Origin of the sequence: Amycolatopsis umgeniensis (assembly GCF_014205155.1) — a bacterium.
In the GTDB taxonomy this organism is placed as follows: Bacteria; Actinomycetota; Actinomycetes; order Mycobacteriales; family Pseudonocardiaceae; genus Amycolatopsis; species Amycolatopsis umgeniensis.
In genome coordinates, this window is the sequence record NZ_JACHMX010000001.1 from 6,703,529 (window position 1) to 6,718,853 (window position 15,325).

The window sequence follows — 15,325 nt, forward strand, 5'->3', positions numbered from 1 at the left end:
GCCATCTGTTTGAGGAGAACTGTGACAGCCACGTCCGAGGCACGAGAGCTGGCCGTAGCGGCCGCCCATGCGGCGGCGGACAAGAAGGCGAGCGACGTGGTCGTGCTGGACGTGTCCGACCAGCTGGTCATCACCGACGCCTTCGTGATCGCGTCCGCGCCCAACGAGCGACTGGTCGGCGCGATCGTCGACAACGTCGAGGAGCAGCTGCGGCTCGGCGGGCACAAGCCGGTCCGCCGCGAAGGCGCCCGCGAGGGCCGCTGGGTCCTGCTGGACTACGTCGACGTCGTTATCCACGTCCAGCACCAGGAGGAACGCTCCTTCTACGGTCTCGAGCGGCTCTGGAAGGACTGCCCGCGGATCGAGGTCGAAGGGTTGGAGACACCTGCCGAGGAGGACCCCGCCGACGCGCAAGGCGCCTCGTGAGTCCGCGGCGCCTGGTGCTCTGGCGCCACGGCGAGACCGACTACAACGCGGCGGGCCGGATGCAGGGGCATCTGGACTCCGCGTTGACGCCGGTCGGCTGGAACCAGGCCAGGTTCGCCGTGCCCGCGCTCGCCCGGTTCTCCCCGGATCTGGTGATCGCCTCGGATCTGCGCCGCGCGACCGACACGGCCACCGTGCTCACGGAGGCCATCGGCGTCCCGCTGAGGATCGACAAGCGCCTCCGGGAAACCCATCTGGGTGAATGGCAGGGCTTCACCGGCCAGCAGGTCGACGAGGCGTACCCCGGTGAACGCGCTCGCTGGCGGGTCGACGCGACCTGGGCGCCGCCGGGCGGCGAGTCGCGAGTGGACGTCGCGGAACGCGCGCTGGAGGTCGTCGCCGATCTGGACCAGGCCAATTCCGACGCGGGCGACGCCGTTCTGCTGGCCACTCACGGTGGTCTGATCATCGCGCTGACAGCGAAGCTGCTCGGCCTGCCGGTCCCGTCCTGGCCGTCACTGGGCGGGATCGCGAACTGTCACTGGGTCGAACTGACCCGGCGTGACGGGAACTGGCGCCTGGCCGCCTACAACGCGGGAATCACCGGCTGATCCATGGCCCCGCGCCTGCTGGTGTTCGGCGATTCCCTCAGCTTCCACGGCCCGGACGGTCCGCTCGCCGCCGACGACGCGCGTCTGTGGCCCAACATCGCCGCCGAAGCGCTCGGTGGTGCGGCGGATCTCGTCGCCGGGTTCGGCTGGAACGCTCGCGACGCCTGGTGGTCGCTGGTCGGCGACCCGCGTGTCTGGGCCGATCTCCACCACGTCGACGCCGTCGTGCTGGCCGTCGGGAGCATGGACACGCTGCCCTCGCCGTTGCCCACCTACCTGCGCACCGGTCTGCGCTACCTGCGACCCGACCCGCTGCGCCGGGTGGTGCGCAAGACGTACCTGGCGGCTCAGCCACGGCTCGCGATCGCCCTCCGAGGACGTCCGGTGGTCTTGCCTTCGAAGCTGACCGTCCATTACCTCGACACCGCCGTCGGAGCCTTGCGGGTGCTGCGGCCGGACCTGCCGATCTTCGGCATCCTGCCGTCCGTTCACCGGTCCGACGCCTACGGCCGGGTGCACACCGCCCGCGCCGGCGCCGTCGCCGCCATGACCGCGTGGGGGCGGCGCGCGGACGTCCCGCTGCTGGATCTCGGTGCCGTCGTCGGTGATCACGTACTGAGCGGTCGTGGCAATCCGGACGGGATGCACTGGGGATGGGAAGGACATGCCGCCGTTGGCGCGGAAATGGCCCGCCTGATGGCCCCGGTGCTGCGCCCCGCGGCAACGTAGGCTGGCTGCCGTGTCGGTCGCCGTAGTCACGGATTCCACCGCCCACCTGCCGGAAGGCTTCGCCGAACGGAACGGGATCCGGGTGGTCCCGTTGCACGTCCTCGTGGACGGTGTCGTCTTCCTCGACGGCGTCGAAATGGGCCCCGGGGCCTTGGCCGAAGCGCTCGGCAAGCGCAGTCTGGTGACGACGTCCCGGCCGACGCCCGCCGAATTCGTCAAGGAATTCCGGGCGGCGCTGGCCGAGGGTGCGGACGCCGTCGTGTCGGTCCATCTGTCCCGGGAGTTGTCCGGGACATGGGAGGCGGCTGTGCTCGCCGCTCAGGAGGTCGGGCCGGACAAAGTGCGTGTGGTCGATTCGCGCAGCACCGCGATGGGGCTCGGCTTCGCCGCCCTGCGAGCGGCGAGTGCCGCCGCGGACGGAGCCGATCCGGCCGAGGTGGAGGCCGCGGCTGTCGACGCGGTGAGCCGCTCGGAGACCTTGTTCGCCGTCGAGACCCTCGAGTACCTGCGCCGTGGAGGGCGGATCGGCCCGGCGGCGGCTCTGCTCGGCACGGCGCTCGCGGTGAAGCCGGTGCTCCACATGTCCGAGGGCCGCATCCAGCCGCTGGAGAAGGTGCGGACGATGAATCGTGCGGTGGCACGCCTGGTCGAGCTAGCCGTGAAGGCGGCCGAAGGCGGGCTCGCCGACATCGCCGTCCATCACCTGGCTTCGCCGGAGCGCGCCGTCGAACTGGCCAACCGGCTGGAAGAGTCCATCAGCTGCCCGGAGGGGTGCGTGGTGTCGGAGATCGGCGCCGTCATCGGGGCCCACACCGGTCCCGGTGTGCTCGGTGTCGTGATCCAGCGGGCGGGTTAGGAAACCCGCCACCATCCCACACGGCCCCGACGAAAACCCGTGATCCGGGCTCGGACGGCGCCGAGTTGTCCACAACACCCCACTTGTCCACAGCTCCGGGATTTGCCACTGCCGCCCGCCACCCCCGCTCCGTAGCGTCGTTCACGTGTTCGACCAAACCGCCCGTCCACCGGGTTCCTCCGCCAACGCCAGGCTGGCGTGGCTGGCCGCGCAGCTGTCGCCGCCCACCACCCAGGGCCCGCCCGCGGGCAGGCTCATGCGCCGCTGGGTGCCCGCCCGGTTCACGGCGGACGGGATTCCGGTGAACCGGCGGTGGTTCGCCGTGGTGGCCGTGCTGATCGCGGTGGCCGTGATCGTGACCGGCGCGATCGCTTTGTTCGGACACCGGCCGGGGGCGGAGACCCCGCCGCCCCTGCCGTCGGCGAAGGCCGCCGGAGAAGCCCCCGCCGCGGCGGCCAAGGCACCTCTGGTGATCAGCGTCGTCGGCCGGGTGCTCAAACCCGGCTTGGTCACCATCCCTCCGGGCGCACGGGTCGCCGATGCCCTCACGGCGGCCGGTGGGGCACCGCCCGGAACGGATCTGACCGGGCTGAACCTGGCCCGGCGGCTCACCGACGGCGAGCAGGTGGCCGTGGGCGTTGCTGTGCCGGCCGCGGCCGGCACAGCAACGCCGCCGGGGAAGCTCGACCTGAACACGGCCACGGCCGAGCAACTCGACTCCCTGCCCGGGGTCGGCGAAGTGATGGCCAAACGCATCGTCGACTGGCGGTCCGGGCACGGCGGGTTCACCACGGTCGAGCAACTCCGTGACGTAGAAGGGATCGGCGAAAGCAAGTACAGCAAAATCCGGGAACTGGTGTCCGTCGGATGAACCCGTCCGCCGATCCGTCCGAAGTGGACACCGCGTCGTGGCGAGGTCAAGACCTGCGGCTGGTACCGGCCGCGGCGACGGCCTGGCTCGGCACACTTTCCGGGCTGCTCGGCGGTTGGTGGATCACGATGCTCTGCGGTGCGGCCGCCGTGGTGCTCGCGATCGCCGCCGGCGTCCGTGCCCGCCGGACGGCGTCCCGGTGGGTGGCGGGCCTTGGCGCGCTCGCGGTCCTCGGAGTGCTCACCGCCGGTCCGGTGGCGCTGCGGATCCGGGCCGCCGAGCACGACGACCTCCGTGCCGCCGCCGCACGGGGGAGCGACGCCACCATGAGGGTGGTGGTCACCGAGCGGCCACGTCCGGTCCGCGGCGCCGGATACGCCGATCGCCAGACTGGCACCCGCCTGGTGGTCATCGCCGCGACGGTGGACGCCGCGGTGGTGTCGGAGCGGAAGGTGGATTCGGCCGGCCGGATCCTCCTGCTCGCTCCCGCCGAGGGGTGGACGGACCTGCTGCCCGGGCAGCAGGTCACCGCCTCCGGGCGGCTCGCACCGGCCGAGGGGGCCGAACTGACGGTCGCGGTCCTCTCGGTGCGAGGCCCGCCGTCAGCACTCGGACCGGCGCCCTGGTGGCAGCGAGCCGCGGAATCGCTGCGCACCGGGCTCCGGGCCCTGTGCACCGTCCTTCCCGAGGAGCAGGCCGGTCTGGTGCCCGGGCTGGTCGTCGGGGACACGAGCACGCTGTCCCCGAGGGTCGAACGCGAGTTCACGGACTCCGGCATGTCCCACCTGATGGCCGTGAGCGGTGGGAACGTGGCGATCGTCTGCGGCTCGATCCTTCTCCTGCTGAGGGTGCTCCGGGTCGGGCCGCGGACTTCCGCCGCCGCGGCCGCCGCGGGGCTCGCCGGGTTCGTGGTCCTCGCCGGGCCCGCGCCCAGCGTGCTCCGCGCCGGGGTGATGGGAGCGGTCGGATTGCTGGCGCTCGCGCTGGGGCGCCGGGGTTCGGCGCTGCCCGCGCTGGCGTTCGCGGTGGCGGGGCTCGTCGTGACCGATCCCGCGATGGCGGCCGACTTCGGCTTCGCGCTTTCGGTACTGGCCACCGCCGGGCTGGTACTGCTGGCTCCGAGGTGGGCCGAGTGGCTGGTCGGCCGCGGTGTGCCGTCCGGTTACGCAGAGGGGCTGGCCATCCCGCTGGCCGCGTTCGTCATGACGGCGCCGGTCATCGCGGGCATGGCGGGCTCGGTCAGTCTCGTCTCGGTGGTGACCAACTTGCTCGCCGCGCCGGTGGTCGCCCCGGCCACCGTGTTCGGCGTGCTCGCCACCGTCGTCGGACCGTGGTGGCCGTCGGCGGGCAGGCTGCTGGTCCAGCTGACCGAACCCGAGGCGAGCTGGCTCATCACCGTGGCCCGTCACGGCGCCCGCACGCCGGGAGCGGTCGTGGACTGGCCGGACGGCTGGTGGGGCGGGCTCTTGGCGACCGGTTTACTCGTCGTGCTGCTCGTCGCCATCCGGTTGCGTCACGCCAGGATCCTGCTGGCGATCGCCTTGGCCAGTGGGCTCCTCGTCTTCGTGCCGGTGAGGGTCTTGGCCCCGGCTTGGCCACCGGCGTCGTGGAGCGCCGTGGCCTGCGATGTCGGACAGGGCGACGCCGTCGTCCTCGCCACGGCCGAGCCGGGGAGGGCGATCCTGGTCGACACCGGTCCGGAACCGGGACCGGTCGACGAATGCCTGAGCAGGCTCGGGGTGGATCGCGTTCCGCTGATCGTGCTGAGCCACCTGCACGCCGATCACATCGGTGGCCTCGAATCCGTTTTCGAGGGCAGGTCGGTCGGAGCGGTGGCCGTCGGTCCGGGCCGGGCTCCGGCGTGGGCGTGGCGGCAAGTCGCCGACGAGACCGCGCGCCGCGGGATTCCCTTGTTGGAACTGGGGATCGGGCAACGGCTGGACTGGTCGGGCCTGTCCCTGGACGTACTGGGGCCGCGGTACGTCACCCGGCGATCGGTCCTCGAGCAGGACGGCACCGTGATCAACAACGGTTCGGTCGTCCTGCGTGCCGGAACCCCGGCGGGCCGGTTGCTGCTGACCGGCGACGTCGAACTCGCCGCGCAGGCCGACCTGATGGCCGAGGGGGCTGATCTGCGATCCGAGATCCTGAAGGTCCCGCACCACGGAAGTCGTTACACCGCGCCGGATTTCCTCAACGCGGTCGCGCCACGGGTGGCGTTGGTGAGTGTCGGCGCCGGGAACACCTACGGTCATCCGAACAAGTCCACTTTGGACAACCTGACGGCCGCCGGCGCCGCGATCGGCAGGACGGACACGGACGGCGACACCGCGGTCGTCGCCGACGCCCGAGGGCTCGCCCTGATGCGCCGGGGTGAGCCCCGCGGCCCGCCTCGTTCTTGAGGCGGGCCTGCGGGAACTCAGATGCCGAGAGCCTCGCGGACCGCGTCGGCCGAGGCGCTGACGGTGGCCTTCGGGCCGACCTTGTCCTCGACGGCGTCGAGGGTCTTGAGGCCGTCACCGGTGATGAGCAGCACGATCTCTTCGTCCGGGTTGAGCTTGCCGGTCTCGATGAGCTTCTTGGCCGTCGCCACAGTGACCCCGCCGGCGGTCTCGGTGAAGACGCCTTCGGTGCGGGCGAGCAGCCGGATGCCCTCGACGACCTCTTCGTCGGTGACGTCTTCGATCGAGCCGCCGGTGCGGTTGACCACGTCGAGGACGTAAGGGCCGTCGGCCGGGTTGCCGATCGCCAGCGAGCGGGCGATCGTGTCCGGCTTGACCGGCTGGACGACGTCGTGGCCCGCGCGGAACGCCGCGGAGACGGGCGAGCAGCCGGTGGCCTGCGCGCCGAACACCTTGTACGGCGTCTCGTCGACGAGGCCGAGCTGGCCGAACTCACGGAAACCCTTGTCCACCTTGGTGAGCTGGGAACCGGAGGCGATCGGCACGACGATCTGGGAGGGAAGCCGCCAGCCGAGCTGTTCGGCGACCTCGAAGGCCAGCGTCTTGGAGCCTTCCGAGTAGTAGGGCCGGACGTTCACGTTGACGAACGCCCAGCTCTCCTGCTCGGCGGCGAGCTGGGTGGCGAGCCGGTTCACGTCGTCGTAGTTGCCGTCGACAGCGATGAGGTCGCCGTCGTACACGGCGGTGGTGAGGATCTTGGCGCGCTCGAGGGTCTTCGGGATCAGCACGACCGACCGCCAGCCGGCGCGCGCCGCTGCGGCGGCGACAGCGTTGGCCAGGTTGCCGGTCGACGGACAGGCGAGCACGTCGAACCCGAACTCGCGCGCGGCGGCCAGTGCGACGGCGACCACGCGGTCCTTGAACGAGTGGGTCGGGTTGCCGGTGTCGTCCTTGACCCAGACCTTCTTGACGCCCAACGCCTTCGCGAGCCTGTCGGCTTGGATGAGCCTGGTGGCGCCGGGTTCGGTGTTGGGGATTTCTTCGACGTTCGACGGAACGGGAAGGAGTTTCTTGTAGCGCCAGATGTTCTTCGGCCCGGCTTCGATGTCTTCGCGGCGGACGCGGCCGAAGTCGTAGGCGACCTCGAGCGGCGAGAAGTCCTCGGCGGAAACGAATTCGGGGGCGAGCGGCTGCCGGTGTCCCTCTTCCTTCGACACCAGTTCGACGGCCGGTCCGAGATCCGGGGTCTTGGTGGTGGAGGTCGTGCCGAGGGTTGCGGTCATCGCGAGGTTCCTTCCTCATCTGCCCCGCCATGGCGGGCCGGAATTGGCACCGTGTTCGTCAGCTACCCCGCGATCGCGGGATGACAGGCTGACGCCGGTTGCCGGGGCTTCATCGGGCCGTTCCCTCTGCCCCTCTGGATGAGCGGTATTCGATTGTCGGCACGCGAATGATCGCGTCGCCTCGCCAACACCGTACGACATGAGCCTCCGGTGGGGCCACCGTGCCCTGAACACATCACCGGACAAAGCACACGAGAGGACGAATGGCAGGATCGTGTCCGTGACGACGCAAGCTTCCGCCCCATCGCCGCTGGTCCTGGTTCTCGGTGAGGAAGAGCTGCTGATCGAACGCGCGGTCCGCGGCGCTTCGGACGCGGCCAAAGCGGCCGACCCGACGGCGGATCTCACCCGGATCCGGGTGTCGGACCTCACAGTGCCGGCGCTCGCGGAGATGGTCAGCCCCTCCCTGTTCGCCGAGGGCAGGGTGATCGTCCTCGAGTCCGCGCACGACATCTCGCAGGAGCTCTCCGACGGGGTGATGGCCTACGTCAAGGCGCCCGCCGAAGGCATCGTGCTCGTTGTCGTGCACAGCGGAGGTGGCCGGAGCAAGGCGGCGAAGGCGCTTCCCGGTGCGCTGAAGAAGGCCGGGGCCGAGGTCGTCGAGTGCCCGAAGCTGACCAAGGCCGCCGAGCGGGAATCCTTCGTCCGCAACGAGGTCCGGCGGGTCGGCGGAAAGATCGACGGTGCGGCCGTGCTCGCGCTGATCGACGCCGTCGGCTCGGATCTGCGGGAGTTGTCGTCGGCCGCGACCCAACTCGTCGCGGATGCCGGGGGAACTGTCGACGAACAGGCGGTCCGCCGCTACCACCGGGGCCGCGCGGATGTGAACGGGTTCGCCGTCGCCGAGAAGGCCGTCGCCGGCGACAAGGCTGCGGCGCTGGAGTCACTGCGCTGGGCGATGCAGCTGGGCGTTCCGCACGTGCTGGTCGCGGACGCTCTCGCCGACGCCGTCCGGACGATCGCGCGGGTGTCCGGCGCGGGCCGGGGGAACCCGAACCAGATGGCGGGCGAGCTGGGGATGCCGCCGTGGAAGGTGCGCAAGGCACAGGGGCAGTCGCGTGGCTGGGGGCAGGACGGTCTCGCCACCGCGATGCGGATCGTCGCCCGGCTCAACGCCGAGGTCAAAGGTGCCGCGGCCGACCCCGAGTACGCGTTGGAACGCGCCGTGCTCGAGGTCGTGGACGCCCACGGCACCAGTCACTGAACATGGCGAAGGCCCCGCCGACGCGAGTCGACGGGGCCTTCGAAAAGCCGATCAGAGAGAGTTCGCGCGCTTCGCGAGCGCGGACTTCTTGTTGGCGGCCTGGTTGGCGTGGAGAACGCCCTTGGTCACGGCCTTGTCCAGCTTCTTGGCCGCGTCCTTCTGCAGCTCCAGGGCCTTGGCCTTGTCGCCGGAGTCGGCGGCCTCGCGGAACTTGCGGATCGCGGTCTTCACCGAGGACCGGATCGCCTGGTTGCGCTGACGCGCCTTCTCGTTGGTGGTGATGCGCTTGATCTGCGACTTGATGTTGGCCACGGGGGCGCTCCTCTTGAATCTCTCGGTGGTTTCACCGCCGCGCTGTGACTGGCCCTGCGCGCTCGTGAAAGCGGCGCGGGTTTCCTCCATGACGGAATGCCACACGGCGGTGAAGGATCAGCTTAACAGCCGTCTCGGAGCGGATCCCGGCCGCCTCCGGAGGGCTCTTGCGGTACGGTCGGGAGCGTAGTGCCTAGGGTTCCGCCGCCTGCCTGTTCAGCGAAAAACACAATCAGGGCGGGTGGGACAGGTCCGAGCGGCACCATCGGCGGCGCCGGAAGCCCCGCCGTTCATCTGACGGGACAAAAGCCTGGAGGACCGGGTTTTCCGCATGCGCGGAAAACGTGAAAGGTCCGTAGTGAACGCCACCGCCCTGTCCCTCGTCATCGTCGCCGCCGTCATTCACGCGGGCTGGAACCTCGCCGCCAAGCGGATCCGCCGTGGCGGAGCCCGGTTCGTCTGGGCTTACTACAGCTTCTCGGCGATCTTGTTCGTCCCCGTCATCGCGGTCTCACTGATCGTGGAGCCGCAGCGTCCACAGTGGACGTGGCTGCTCGCCGCCGCGGTCACCGCGGTGTTCCACGTCACCTACGGGGTGGTCCTCCAGCGGGGTTACGCCGTCGGTGATCTGTCCGTCGTGTACCCCCTCGCCCGCGGAACCGGGCCGCTGATCTCGGTGCTCGCGGCCGTCGTGCTGCTCGGCGAGCGACCGGGGCCGCTCGGCCTGGCGGGCGCGTTCCTCGTGGTCGCCGGGGTGCTGGTCATCGGGACCGGACGAGCGCCCGCCCACGCCGACGCCGCGGATCACGCCGCTCGACGCAAGGGCGTGGCGTACGGGCTGCTGACCGGGCTCACGATCGCCGCCTACACGCTGTGGGACGCCCATTCGGTCACCGGTCTCGGTGTCCCGCCGATCGTCTATTTCGGAACCGGCGCGATCGTGCAGAGCCTGCTTATGACGCCGTACGCGCTGAAGGACCGTGAAGAGGTCTCGTGGCTCTGGCGCGAGCACAAGCGCGAAGTCCTCATCGTCGGCCTGCTCTCGCCGGTCGCGTACCTGCTGGTCCTCTTCGCCCTTCAGATCGCTCCAGTGAGCCTCGTCGCACCCGCGCGGGAGCTGAGCATCGTCCTGGGTGGCCTCGCGGCCTGGTTGATCCTGAGGGAGGCGAACGCCGTCCGCAGGCTGCTCGGGTCCATGGTGGTGCTGGCGGGCATCGCCGCGATTGCGATGGCCTGAGCCCATCCGGTAGGGATTGAGCCATGGACGTGCTGAGCAGCAGGGTGCTGATCCACCCGAAGGACTTCGACGTGTCGACGGCGTTCTATCGGGACACCCTGGGCCTGGCGATCGACAAGGAGTTCCCCGGCGGGACGGTGTTCTTCGCCGGGAACGGGTCGATCGAGATCGTCGGGACCGGGAAGACCGGTCCGACCCCCGACGTCGCGTTGTGGCTCCAGGTCCGGGACCTGCCCGCGGCGCTCGAGGAACTCGCCGCGAAGGGTTTGGACCTGGTCCGCGGAGCACGCCGTGAGCCGTGGGGCCTGGACGAAGCGTGGATCGCCGACCCGGACGGCACCAGGATCGTGCTGGTCGAGGTGCCGCGTGAGCATCCGTTGCGCACCGACCCGCGTTAAGCCAGGGGTTTGACCGCGCGCAGCTGAGCGGCGAGGGAGGCGCCGAAGCCCGGCGGGTCCCAGGTCCACGTCTGCAGGTCGGTGAAGCCGGCGGCGGCCGCTTCGTCGGCCAGTTCGTGGCGGGAGACCGGCAGCCACTTCTCGTGCGATGACAACAGCAGCCTGCCGCCCGGTCGCAGCACGCGGAACAGCTCGGCGAACCCGGCAGGCCGGTCCTCCCAGAGCTGCACGTTGTTGACGCTCAGGACCACGTCGACGCTCTCGTCCGGCTCGCCGGTGGAGTCCGCGGCGCCGCTCCGCAGCTCCACCTTGTCGCCGCATCGGCGGCGGGAGCGGGCGAGCATCTCCGGGGACGGGTCGACGCCGATCGCGCGGCCCGCGCGTTCGGCCACGGCCTGCAAGCCGACACCAGGTCCGGGGCCCACGACCAGGGTGGTTTCGCCCGACTCGATCGACGCCAGTTCGACGATGCGGAGTTCGGTGGCAGCGTTGCCGTGCGCCATCGCCAGGCCACCGAACCGGCCGAGCAGTCCCCTGGGATGGCCGAACGTCTTGTCGAGGATTTGGGTCAGTGAATTACTCATACTTCGAGGGCACCACAGCACGCCACGGGCCGCATCGGGGATGACCCCCACTCGCACCCGGAGCGGCATGGGAGCATAGAGGTGGCACACCCCGACCTTCGCGAGGAAACCCGTTGACGACGTTCGCCGACACGACCTTCACGCCCCCGGAGCTCATCCGGAACTTCTGCATCATCGCGCACATCGACCACGGCAAGTCGACCCTGGCCGACCGGATGCTGCAGCTCACCGGTGTGGTCGAGGAACGGGCCATGCGTGCGCAGTACCTCGACCGCATGGACATCGAGCGGGAACGCGGGATCACCATCAAGGCGCAGAACGTGCGCCTGCCCTGGAAGGTCGACGGTCAGGACCACGTCCTGCACATGATCGACACCCCCGGCCACGTCGACTTCACCTACGAGGTCTCCCGCGCGCTCGAAGCGTGTGAAGGGGCGGTACTGCTGGTCGACGCCGCGCAAGGGATCGAGGCGCAGACCCTCGCGAACCTGTACCTCGCGCTGGAGAACAACCTCCAGATCATCCCGGTGCTCAACAAGATCGACCTGCCGTCCGCGGATCCGGACAAGTACGCCGCCGAGATCGCGCACATCATCGGCTGCGAGCCGTCCGACGTGCTGCGTGTGTCCGCGAAGACCGGTGTCGGAGTCGGAGACCTTCTCGACGCCGTCGTGAAGCAGGTGCCCGCACCGCAGGGTGACGCGGACGCTCCGGCGCGGGCGATGATCTTCGACTCGGTGTACGACACGTACCGGGGCGTTGTGACCTACATCAGGGTCGTGGACGGCAAGATCACCCCGCGCGAGCGGATCAAGATGATGTCCACCGGTGCCACGCACGAGCTGCTGGAAGTCGGGATCATCTCGCCGGAGCCCAAGGCCAGCAAGGGGCTGGGCGTCGGCGAGGTCGGCTACCTGATCACCGGGGTGAAGGACGTCCGTCAGTCCAAGGTCGGTGACACCGTGACCTCCGAGCGCAACGGCGCGAAGGAGGCCCTCGCGGGGTACCGGGAGCCGAAGCCGATGGTCTACTCGGGGTTGTACCCGGTGGACGGTTCGGACTACCCCGAGCTGCGCGAGGCCCTGGACAAGCTCCAGCTCAACGACGCCGCGCTGGACTACGAGCCCGAGACCTCGGTGGCGCTCGGCTTCGGGTTCCGCTGTGGCTTCCTCGGCCTGCTGCACCTGGAGATCACCCGGGACCGGCTGGAGCGCGAGTTCGGCCTCGACCTGATCTCCACCGCGCCGAACGTGGTGTACGACATCGTGCAGGACGACGGCAAGGAAATCCACGTCACCAACCCCTCGGACTGGCCGACCGGGAACAAGATCGACAAGGTGCTCGAGCCGGTAAGCAAGGTGAGCGTCCTGGCGCCGTCGGAGTTCATCGGCACGATCATGGAGCTGTGCCAGAACAAGCGCGGACAGCTGCTCGGCATGGACTACCTGTCCGAGGATCGCGTCGAACTGCGGTACAACATGCCGCTGGGTGAGATCATCTTCGACTTCTTCGACACGCTGAAGTCGCGCACGCGCGGCTACGCGTCGCTGGACTACGAAGAGGCCGGTTCGCAGGCGGCGGACCTGGTCAAGGTGGACATCCTGCTGCAGGGCGAGGGCGTCGACGCGTTCTCCGCGATCGTGCACAAGGACGACGCCTACAACTACGGCAACCGCATGGTGAACCGGCTTCGCGAGCTGATCCCGCGGCAGAACTTCGAGGTGCCGATCCAGGCGGCCATCGGTGCCAGGATCATCGCCCGCGAGACCATTCGCGCGATCCGCAAGGACGTGCTCGCGAAGTGTTACGGCGGTGACATCTCGCGTAAGCGCAAGCTGCTGGAAAAGCAGAAGGAAGGCAAGAAGCGGATGAAGACCGTCGGCCGGGTCGAGGTCCCGCAGGAGGCCTTCGTCGCCGCACTGTCCACTGAGGACAACGGTAAGAAGAAGTAGGCGATACTCACGAAAGGCCGCCCGAAGCGCTATCGGGCGGCCTTTCGTGTCAGCGATTCCCGCTGACGCGGTTCGCGGTGACGAAGACCGCGACGCGGCGTTCTGCGGCCATCGCGCGGTCGTACTCGTCCCAGTCGTCGTGGGTTCCGGTGGCCGCGATGAAGACCTCACGCAGCAATCCGGGGAGCCCGGCCGGATCGAAGTCCGGATCCGGGTCGTCCGGGCCGATGAGGTGGACGGTGCCCTGGACCGCCGCCCATTCCCAGCCGCGGCGGAAGGTGATCGTGGCGTGGCCCGCGCGGCGGAACAGGTCGAGTTTCTTCACCCCGCCCATCGCGACGAAACCGATCCCCGGTGCCTTCGTGACCGGGTCTTCGATCACGCCGGCGTTCACCACCGACGAATGCACGGTGCCGTCCGCGCGGACCGTCGAGACGGTCGCGAGTCCGTTTTCGCGCAAGGAAAGAGTGCGGACGAGTTCGAGGTCTGCGGCCATGGATCCACCGTAGCCCGCCCGGCCCGGTGGAGGGGCCGAGCGGACGCACGGAAGCGGTCAGCAGGTGCCGTTGTCGCGCCAGACACCCCACTGGCCGGTGCTGCCGGGCTCTTCGCCTTGCGTCCACCACTGCGCCGCCCATTTGTGCCCGTTGTGGGAGACGGTCGCTCCGCCGGTGTAGACCGAAGCGCGGTCCCACGCGGGGAGCGTGCAGGTGCCGGGGTTGCCGGATCCGGTCTCCCAGGGCACCTGGCTCGACGCGTAGTAGTTGATTCCCTGCGCCTGCCAACGCGGGGCCTGCGCGCCGAGGCGGACTCGGAAGACGTTCCAGTCGTGCGTCGCCCACGGCGACCAGCCGAGCTCGGCGTGCGCCGGGAGCCTCGGGAAGGCGAGGTAGTCGATGTTCGCCGGGGTCACCACGGTTTCCGTCCACAGCGGGGATTCGACGCCGCGGACGGCGGATTCGGGCACACCGGAGAGGTAGGCGCCCGGGTTCCAGTTGTAGGCGTCCTGGACCTCGATGTAGCCCGCCCACGACAGCCCGATCGGCGTGCTGGAGTTGTACTTCATGTCCAGGTACGCCTTGTTCGCCGGTGACAGGATCACCTTGCTGCCGCGGGCGACGGCGTTCGAGACCTCCGTGCTGGACGTCGTCGTGCCCCAGAACTGCGGGGTCGCCGTGGCGGGCAGCGTGGCCTTGCCGATCTCGTGCCAGCCGACGACCTGCTTGCCCGCGGCGGCCACCATCGGCAGCACGCGATTCATGAAGGTGCGGTAGTCCGCGTCGCTGGTGGCCTGGGCCTCGTCACCGCCGAGGTGGAAGTAGGGCCCGGGCGTCAGCGCGGCGACCTCGCGGATCACGTCGTTGACGAAGGTGTAGGTGAGTTCCTTCGAGATGCAGAGCGAGCTGTAGCCGACCGCGGTGTCGGTGCGCAGCGGGGGAGCGGTGTTGTTGCAGTTCAGCTCGGCGTACGACGCCTGGGCGGCGTTGGTGTGGCCGGGCATGTCGATCTCAGGGATGACCGTGATGAACCGCGAGGCCGCGTAGTTCACGATTTCGGTGTACTGCGCCTTGGTGTAATAGCCGCCGGCGCCGCCGCCGACCTGGGTGCTGCCGCCGTAGGTGGCCAACCGCGGCCAGCTGTCGATCTGGATGCGCCAGCCCTGGTCGTCGGCCAGGTGCAGGTGCAGGTTGTTGATTTTGTACTGCGCGAGCTGGTCGATGTACCGCTTGACGGTCGCGACCGGGTGGAAGTGCCGGGCGACGTCGAGCATCGCGCCGCGGTAGCCGAAGCGCGGGTAGTCCAGGATGTTGGCGCCGGGGATCGTCCAGGGGCCTTGCTGCACCGTGGGGCTCTCGATCTTGCCGGGCAGCAGCTGTCGGAGTGTCTGTACGCCGCCGAAGAGGCCTTGGGCCGTCGTCGCGCGCAGGATGACCGAAGCGGACGTCGAGTTCAGTTGGTAACCCTGGTCGCCGACGCGCGTGTCGGCGCCGGACAGCAGGAGCGAGATGCCGTCGGCGGGCGTGCCCGACGGCGCGTCGGAGACGGGCAGGGCGAAGCCGGTGGACGTGCGGAAGACCCCGGCGAGGTAGTCGCCGACCGCCTTGGCCGGTGCCGAACCTGCCTGCGTGTAGATCTTGGTGTTCGCGGTCAGGGCGTAGTCGGCGCCGGTGACCGCTTGGGCCGAGACCGGGACCGGGACGATCGCCTGCAGCGGTGGGGTGGCCGCGTCGGCGACGGGGGCGGCTGCGGTGGTGGCGCCGGCGAACAGCGCCACTCCGACGACGGCGCGGCCCAGCCGCACTCTCAAGGTCTTCACCAGGGCCTCCTGGGGAGTGGAGACGTGACCCGCGTCACGACTGGTCAGATCGTCGCATTTTCGGCGGTAAAGGTCTAGACCAC

Annotated in this window: 15 protein-coding genes and 1 riboswitch; of the genes, 10 read left to right on the plus strand and 5 right to left on the minus strand. The window is 69.7% G+C overall.

What is annotated here, in order from left to right:
* Nucleotides 1–21 precede the first annotated feature (21 nt).
* The 6 genes from rsfS (at nucleotide 22) to HDA45_RS31310 (ending at nucleotide 5,895) form a co-directional block, all read left to right on the plus strand.
* The gene (rsfS, locus tag HDA45_RS31285; RefSeq protein WP_184901384.1) at nucleotides 22–426 is read left to right on the plus strand and encodes a ribosome silencing factor; all 405 of its coding nucleotides are present in this window, start codon (nucleotides 22–24) and stop codon (nucleotides 424–426) included.
* Nucleotides 423–1,037: a histidine phosphatase family protein gene (locus HDA45_RS31290; protein ID WP_101606015.1), complete on the plus strand. Its 615-nt coding sequence runs from the start codon at nucleotides 423–425 to the stop codon at nucleotides 1,035–1,037. The genes rsfS and HDA45_RS31290 overlap by 4 nt, the downstream gene beginning before the upstream one ends.
* A 3-nt stretch (nucleotides 1,038–1,040) precedes the next feature.
* The gene (gene octT / locus HDA45_RS31295; protein WP_184901386.1) at nucleotides 1,041–1,766 is read left to right on the plus strand and encodes a diglucosylglycerate octanoyltransferase; all 726 of its coding nucleotides are present in this window, start codon (nucleotides 1,041–1,043) and stop codon (nucleotides 1,764–1,766) included.
* 10 nt (nucleotides 1,767–1,776) lie between these two features.
* Nucleotides 1,777–2,622: a DegV family protein gene (locus HDA45_RS31300; RefSeq protein ID WP_184901389.1), complete on the plus strand. Its 846-nt coding sequence runs from the start codon at nucleotides 1,777–1,779 to the stop codon at nucleotides 2,620–2,622.
* Nucleotides 2,623–2,767: 145 nt separating this feature from the next.
* Nucleotides 2,768–3,493, plus strand: a complete 726-nt coding sequence (locus HDA45_RS31305; RefSeq protein WP_184901391.1) for a helix-hairpin-helix domain-containing protein — start codon at nucleotides 2,768–2,770, stop codon at nucleotides 3,491–3,493.
* Nucleotides 3,490–5,895, plus strand: a complete 2,406-nt coding sequence (locus HDA45_RS31310; RefSeq protein ID WP_184901393.1) for a ComEC/Rec2 family competence protein — start codon at nucleotides 3,490–3,492, stop codon at nucleotides 5,893–5,895. Before HDA45_RS31305 ends, HDA45_RS31310 begins: the two co-directional genes overlap by 4 nt.
* Nucleotides 5,896–5,912: 17 nt before the next feature.
* Here HDA45_RS31310 and thrC read toward each other — a convergent pair whose 3' ends face one another.
* Nucleotides 5,913–7,178, minus strand: coding sequence for a threonine synthase (thrC, locus tag HDA45_RS31315; protein ID WP_184901395.1), 1,266 nt, complete (start codon nucleotides 7,176–7,178; stop codon nucleotides 5,913–5,915).
* Nucleotides 7,179–7,190: 12 nt separating this feature from the next.
* A riboswitch (SAM riboswitch) is annotated at nucleotides 7,191–7,323 on the minus strand.
* Between the two features lie 135 nt (nucleotides 7,324–7,458).
* Here thrC and holA point away from each other — a divergent pair.
* The gene (gene holA, locus HDA45_RS31320) at nucleotides 7,459–8,442 is read left to right on the plus strand and encodes a DNA polymerase III subunit delta (RefSeq protein WP_184901397.1); all 984 of its coding nucleotides are present in this window, start codon (nucleotides 7,459–7,461) and stop codon (nucleotides 8,440–8,442) included.
* A 51-nt stretch (nucleotides 8,443–8,493) separates the two neighbouring features.
* Here holA and rpsT read toward each other — a convergent pair whose 3' ends face one another.
* Nucleotides 8,494–8,754 carry a 30S ribosomal protein S20 gene (gene rpsT / locus HDA45_RS31325; RefSeq protein ID WP_037310642.1) on the minus strand — a complete coding sequence of 87 codons (261 nt, stop codon included), beginning with the start codon at nucleotides 8,752–8,754 and terminating at the stop codon, nucleotides 8,494–8,496.
* Nucleotides 8,755–9,085: 331 nt separating this feature from the next.
* On the opposite strand from rpsT, the gene HDA45_RS31330 reads away from it, so the two are divergent.
* Nucleotides 9,086–9,991 carry an EamA family transporter gene (locus HDA45_RS31330; RefSeq protein WP_184901399.1) on the plus strand — a complete coding sequence of 302 codons (906 nt, stop codon included), beginning with the start codon at nucleotides 9,086–9,088 and terminating at the stop codon, nucleotides 9,989–9,991.
* 23 nt (nucleotides 9,992–10,014) lie between these two features.
* Nucleotides 10,015–10,389, plus strand: coding sequence for a VOC family protein (locus HDA45_RS31335; protein ID WP_184901401.1), 375 nt, complete (start codon nucleotides 10,015–10,017; stop codon nucleotides 10,387–10,389).
* Here the strand turns inward: HDA45_RS31335 and HDA45_RS31340 are convergent.
* Entirely contained in the window at nucleotides 10,386–10,973 is a 588-nt protein-coding gene (locus HDA45_RS31340; protein WP_184901403.1) for a class I SAM-dependent methyltransferase, read from the minus strand. The genes HDA45_RS31335 and HDA45_RS31340 overlap by 4 nt on opposite strands.
* Nucleotides 10,974–11,086: 113 nt before the next feature.
* Between HDA45_RS31340 and lepA the strand changes: the two genes are divergently transcribed.
* Nucleotides 11,087–12,925: a translation elongation factor 4 gene (gene lepA / locus HDA45_RS31345; RefSeq protein ID WP_184901405.1), complete on the plus strand. Its 1,839-nt coding sequence runs from the start codon at nucleotides 11,087–11,089 to the stop codon at nucleotides 12,923–12,925.
* 49 nt (nucleotides 12,926–12,974) lie between these two features.
* On the opposite strand, the gene HDA45_RS31350 is transcribed toward lepA, so the two are convergent.
* Together HDA45_RS31350 and HDA45_RS31355 are read right to left on the minus strand one after the other, a co-directional pair.
* A complete protein-coding gene (locus HDA45_RS31350; RefSeq protein WP_184901407.1) occupies nucleotides 12,975–13,421 on the minus strand; it encodes a pyridoxamine 5'-phosphate oxidase family protein in 447 nt (148 codons plus the stop codon).
* A gap of 57 nt (nucleotides 13,422–13,478) precedes the next feature.
* Nucleotides 13,479–15,242 carry a family 20 glycosylhydrolase gene (locus HDA45_RS31355; protein ID WP_184901409.1) on the minus strand — a complete coding sequence of 588 codons (1,764 nt, stop codon included), beginning with the start codon at nucleotides 15,240–15,242 and terminating at the stop codon, nucleotides 13,479–13,481.
* Between the last annotated feature and the right edge of the window lie 83 nt (nucleotides 15,243–15,325).

Excerpts from the sequence above, each read along its gene's own strand:
- HDA45_RS31335 (WP_184901401.1), top strand. The coding sequence starts at position 10,015 with ATGGACGTGCTGAGCAGCAGGGTGCTGATCCACCCGAAGGACTTCGAC.
- thrC (WP_184901395.1), bottom strand. The coding sequence starts at position 7,178 with ATGACCGCAACCCTCGGCACGACCTCCACCACCAAGACCCCGGATCTC.
- HDA45_RS31310 (WP_184901393.1), top strand. The coding sequence starts at position 3,490 with ATGAACCCGTCCGCCGATCCGTCCGAAGTGGACACCGCGTCGTGGCGA.
- HDA45_RS31330 (WP_184901399.1), top strand. The coding sequence starts at position 9,086 with ATGCGCGGAAAACGTGAAAGGTCCGTAGTGAACGCCACCGCCCTGTCC.
- HDA45_RS31340 (WP_184901403.1), bottom strand. The coding sequence starts at position 10,973 with ATGAGTAATTCACTGACCCAAATCCTCGACAAGACGTTCGGCCATCCC.
- HDA45_RS31350 (WP_184901407.1), bottom strand. The coding sequence starts at position 13,421 with ATGGCCGCAGACCTCGAACTCGTCCGCACTCTTTCCTTGCGCGAAAAC.
- octT (WP_184901386.1), top strand. The coding sequence starts at position 1,041 with ATGGCCCCGCGCCTGCTGGTGTTCGGCGATTCCCTCAGCTTCCACGGC.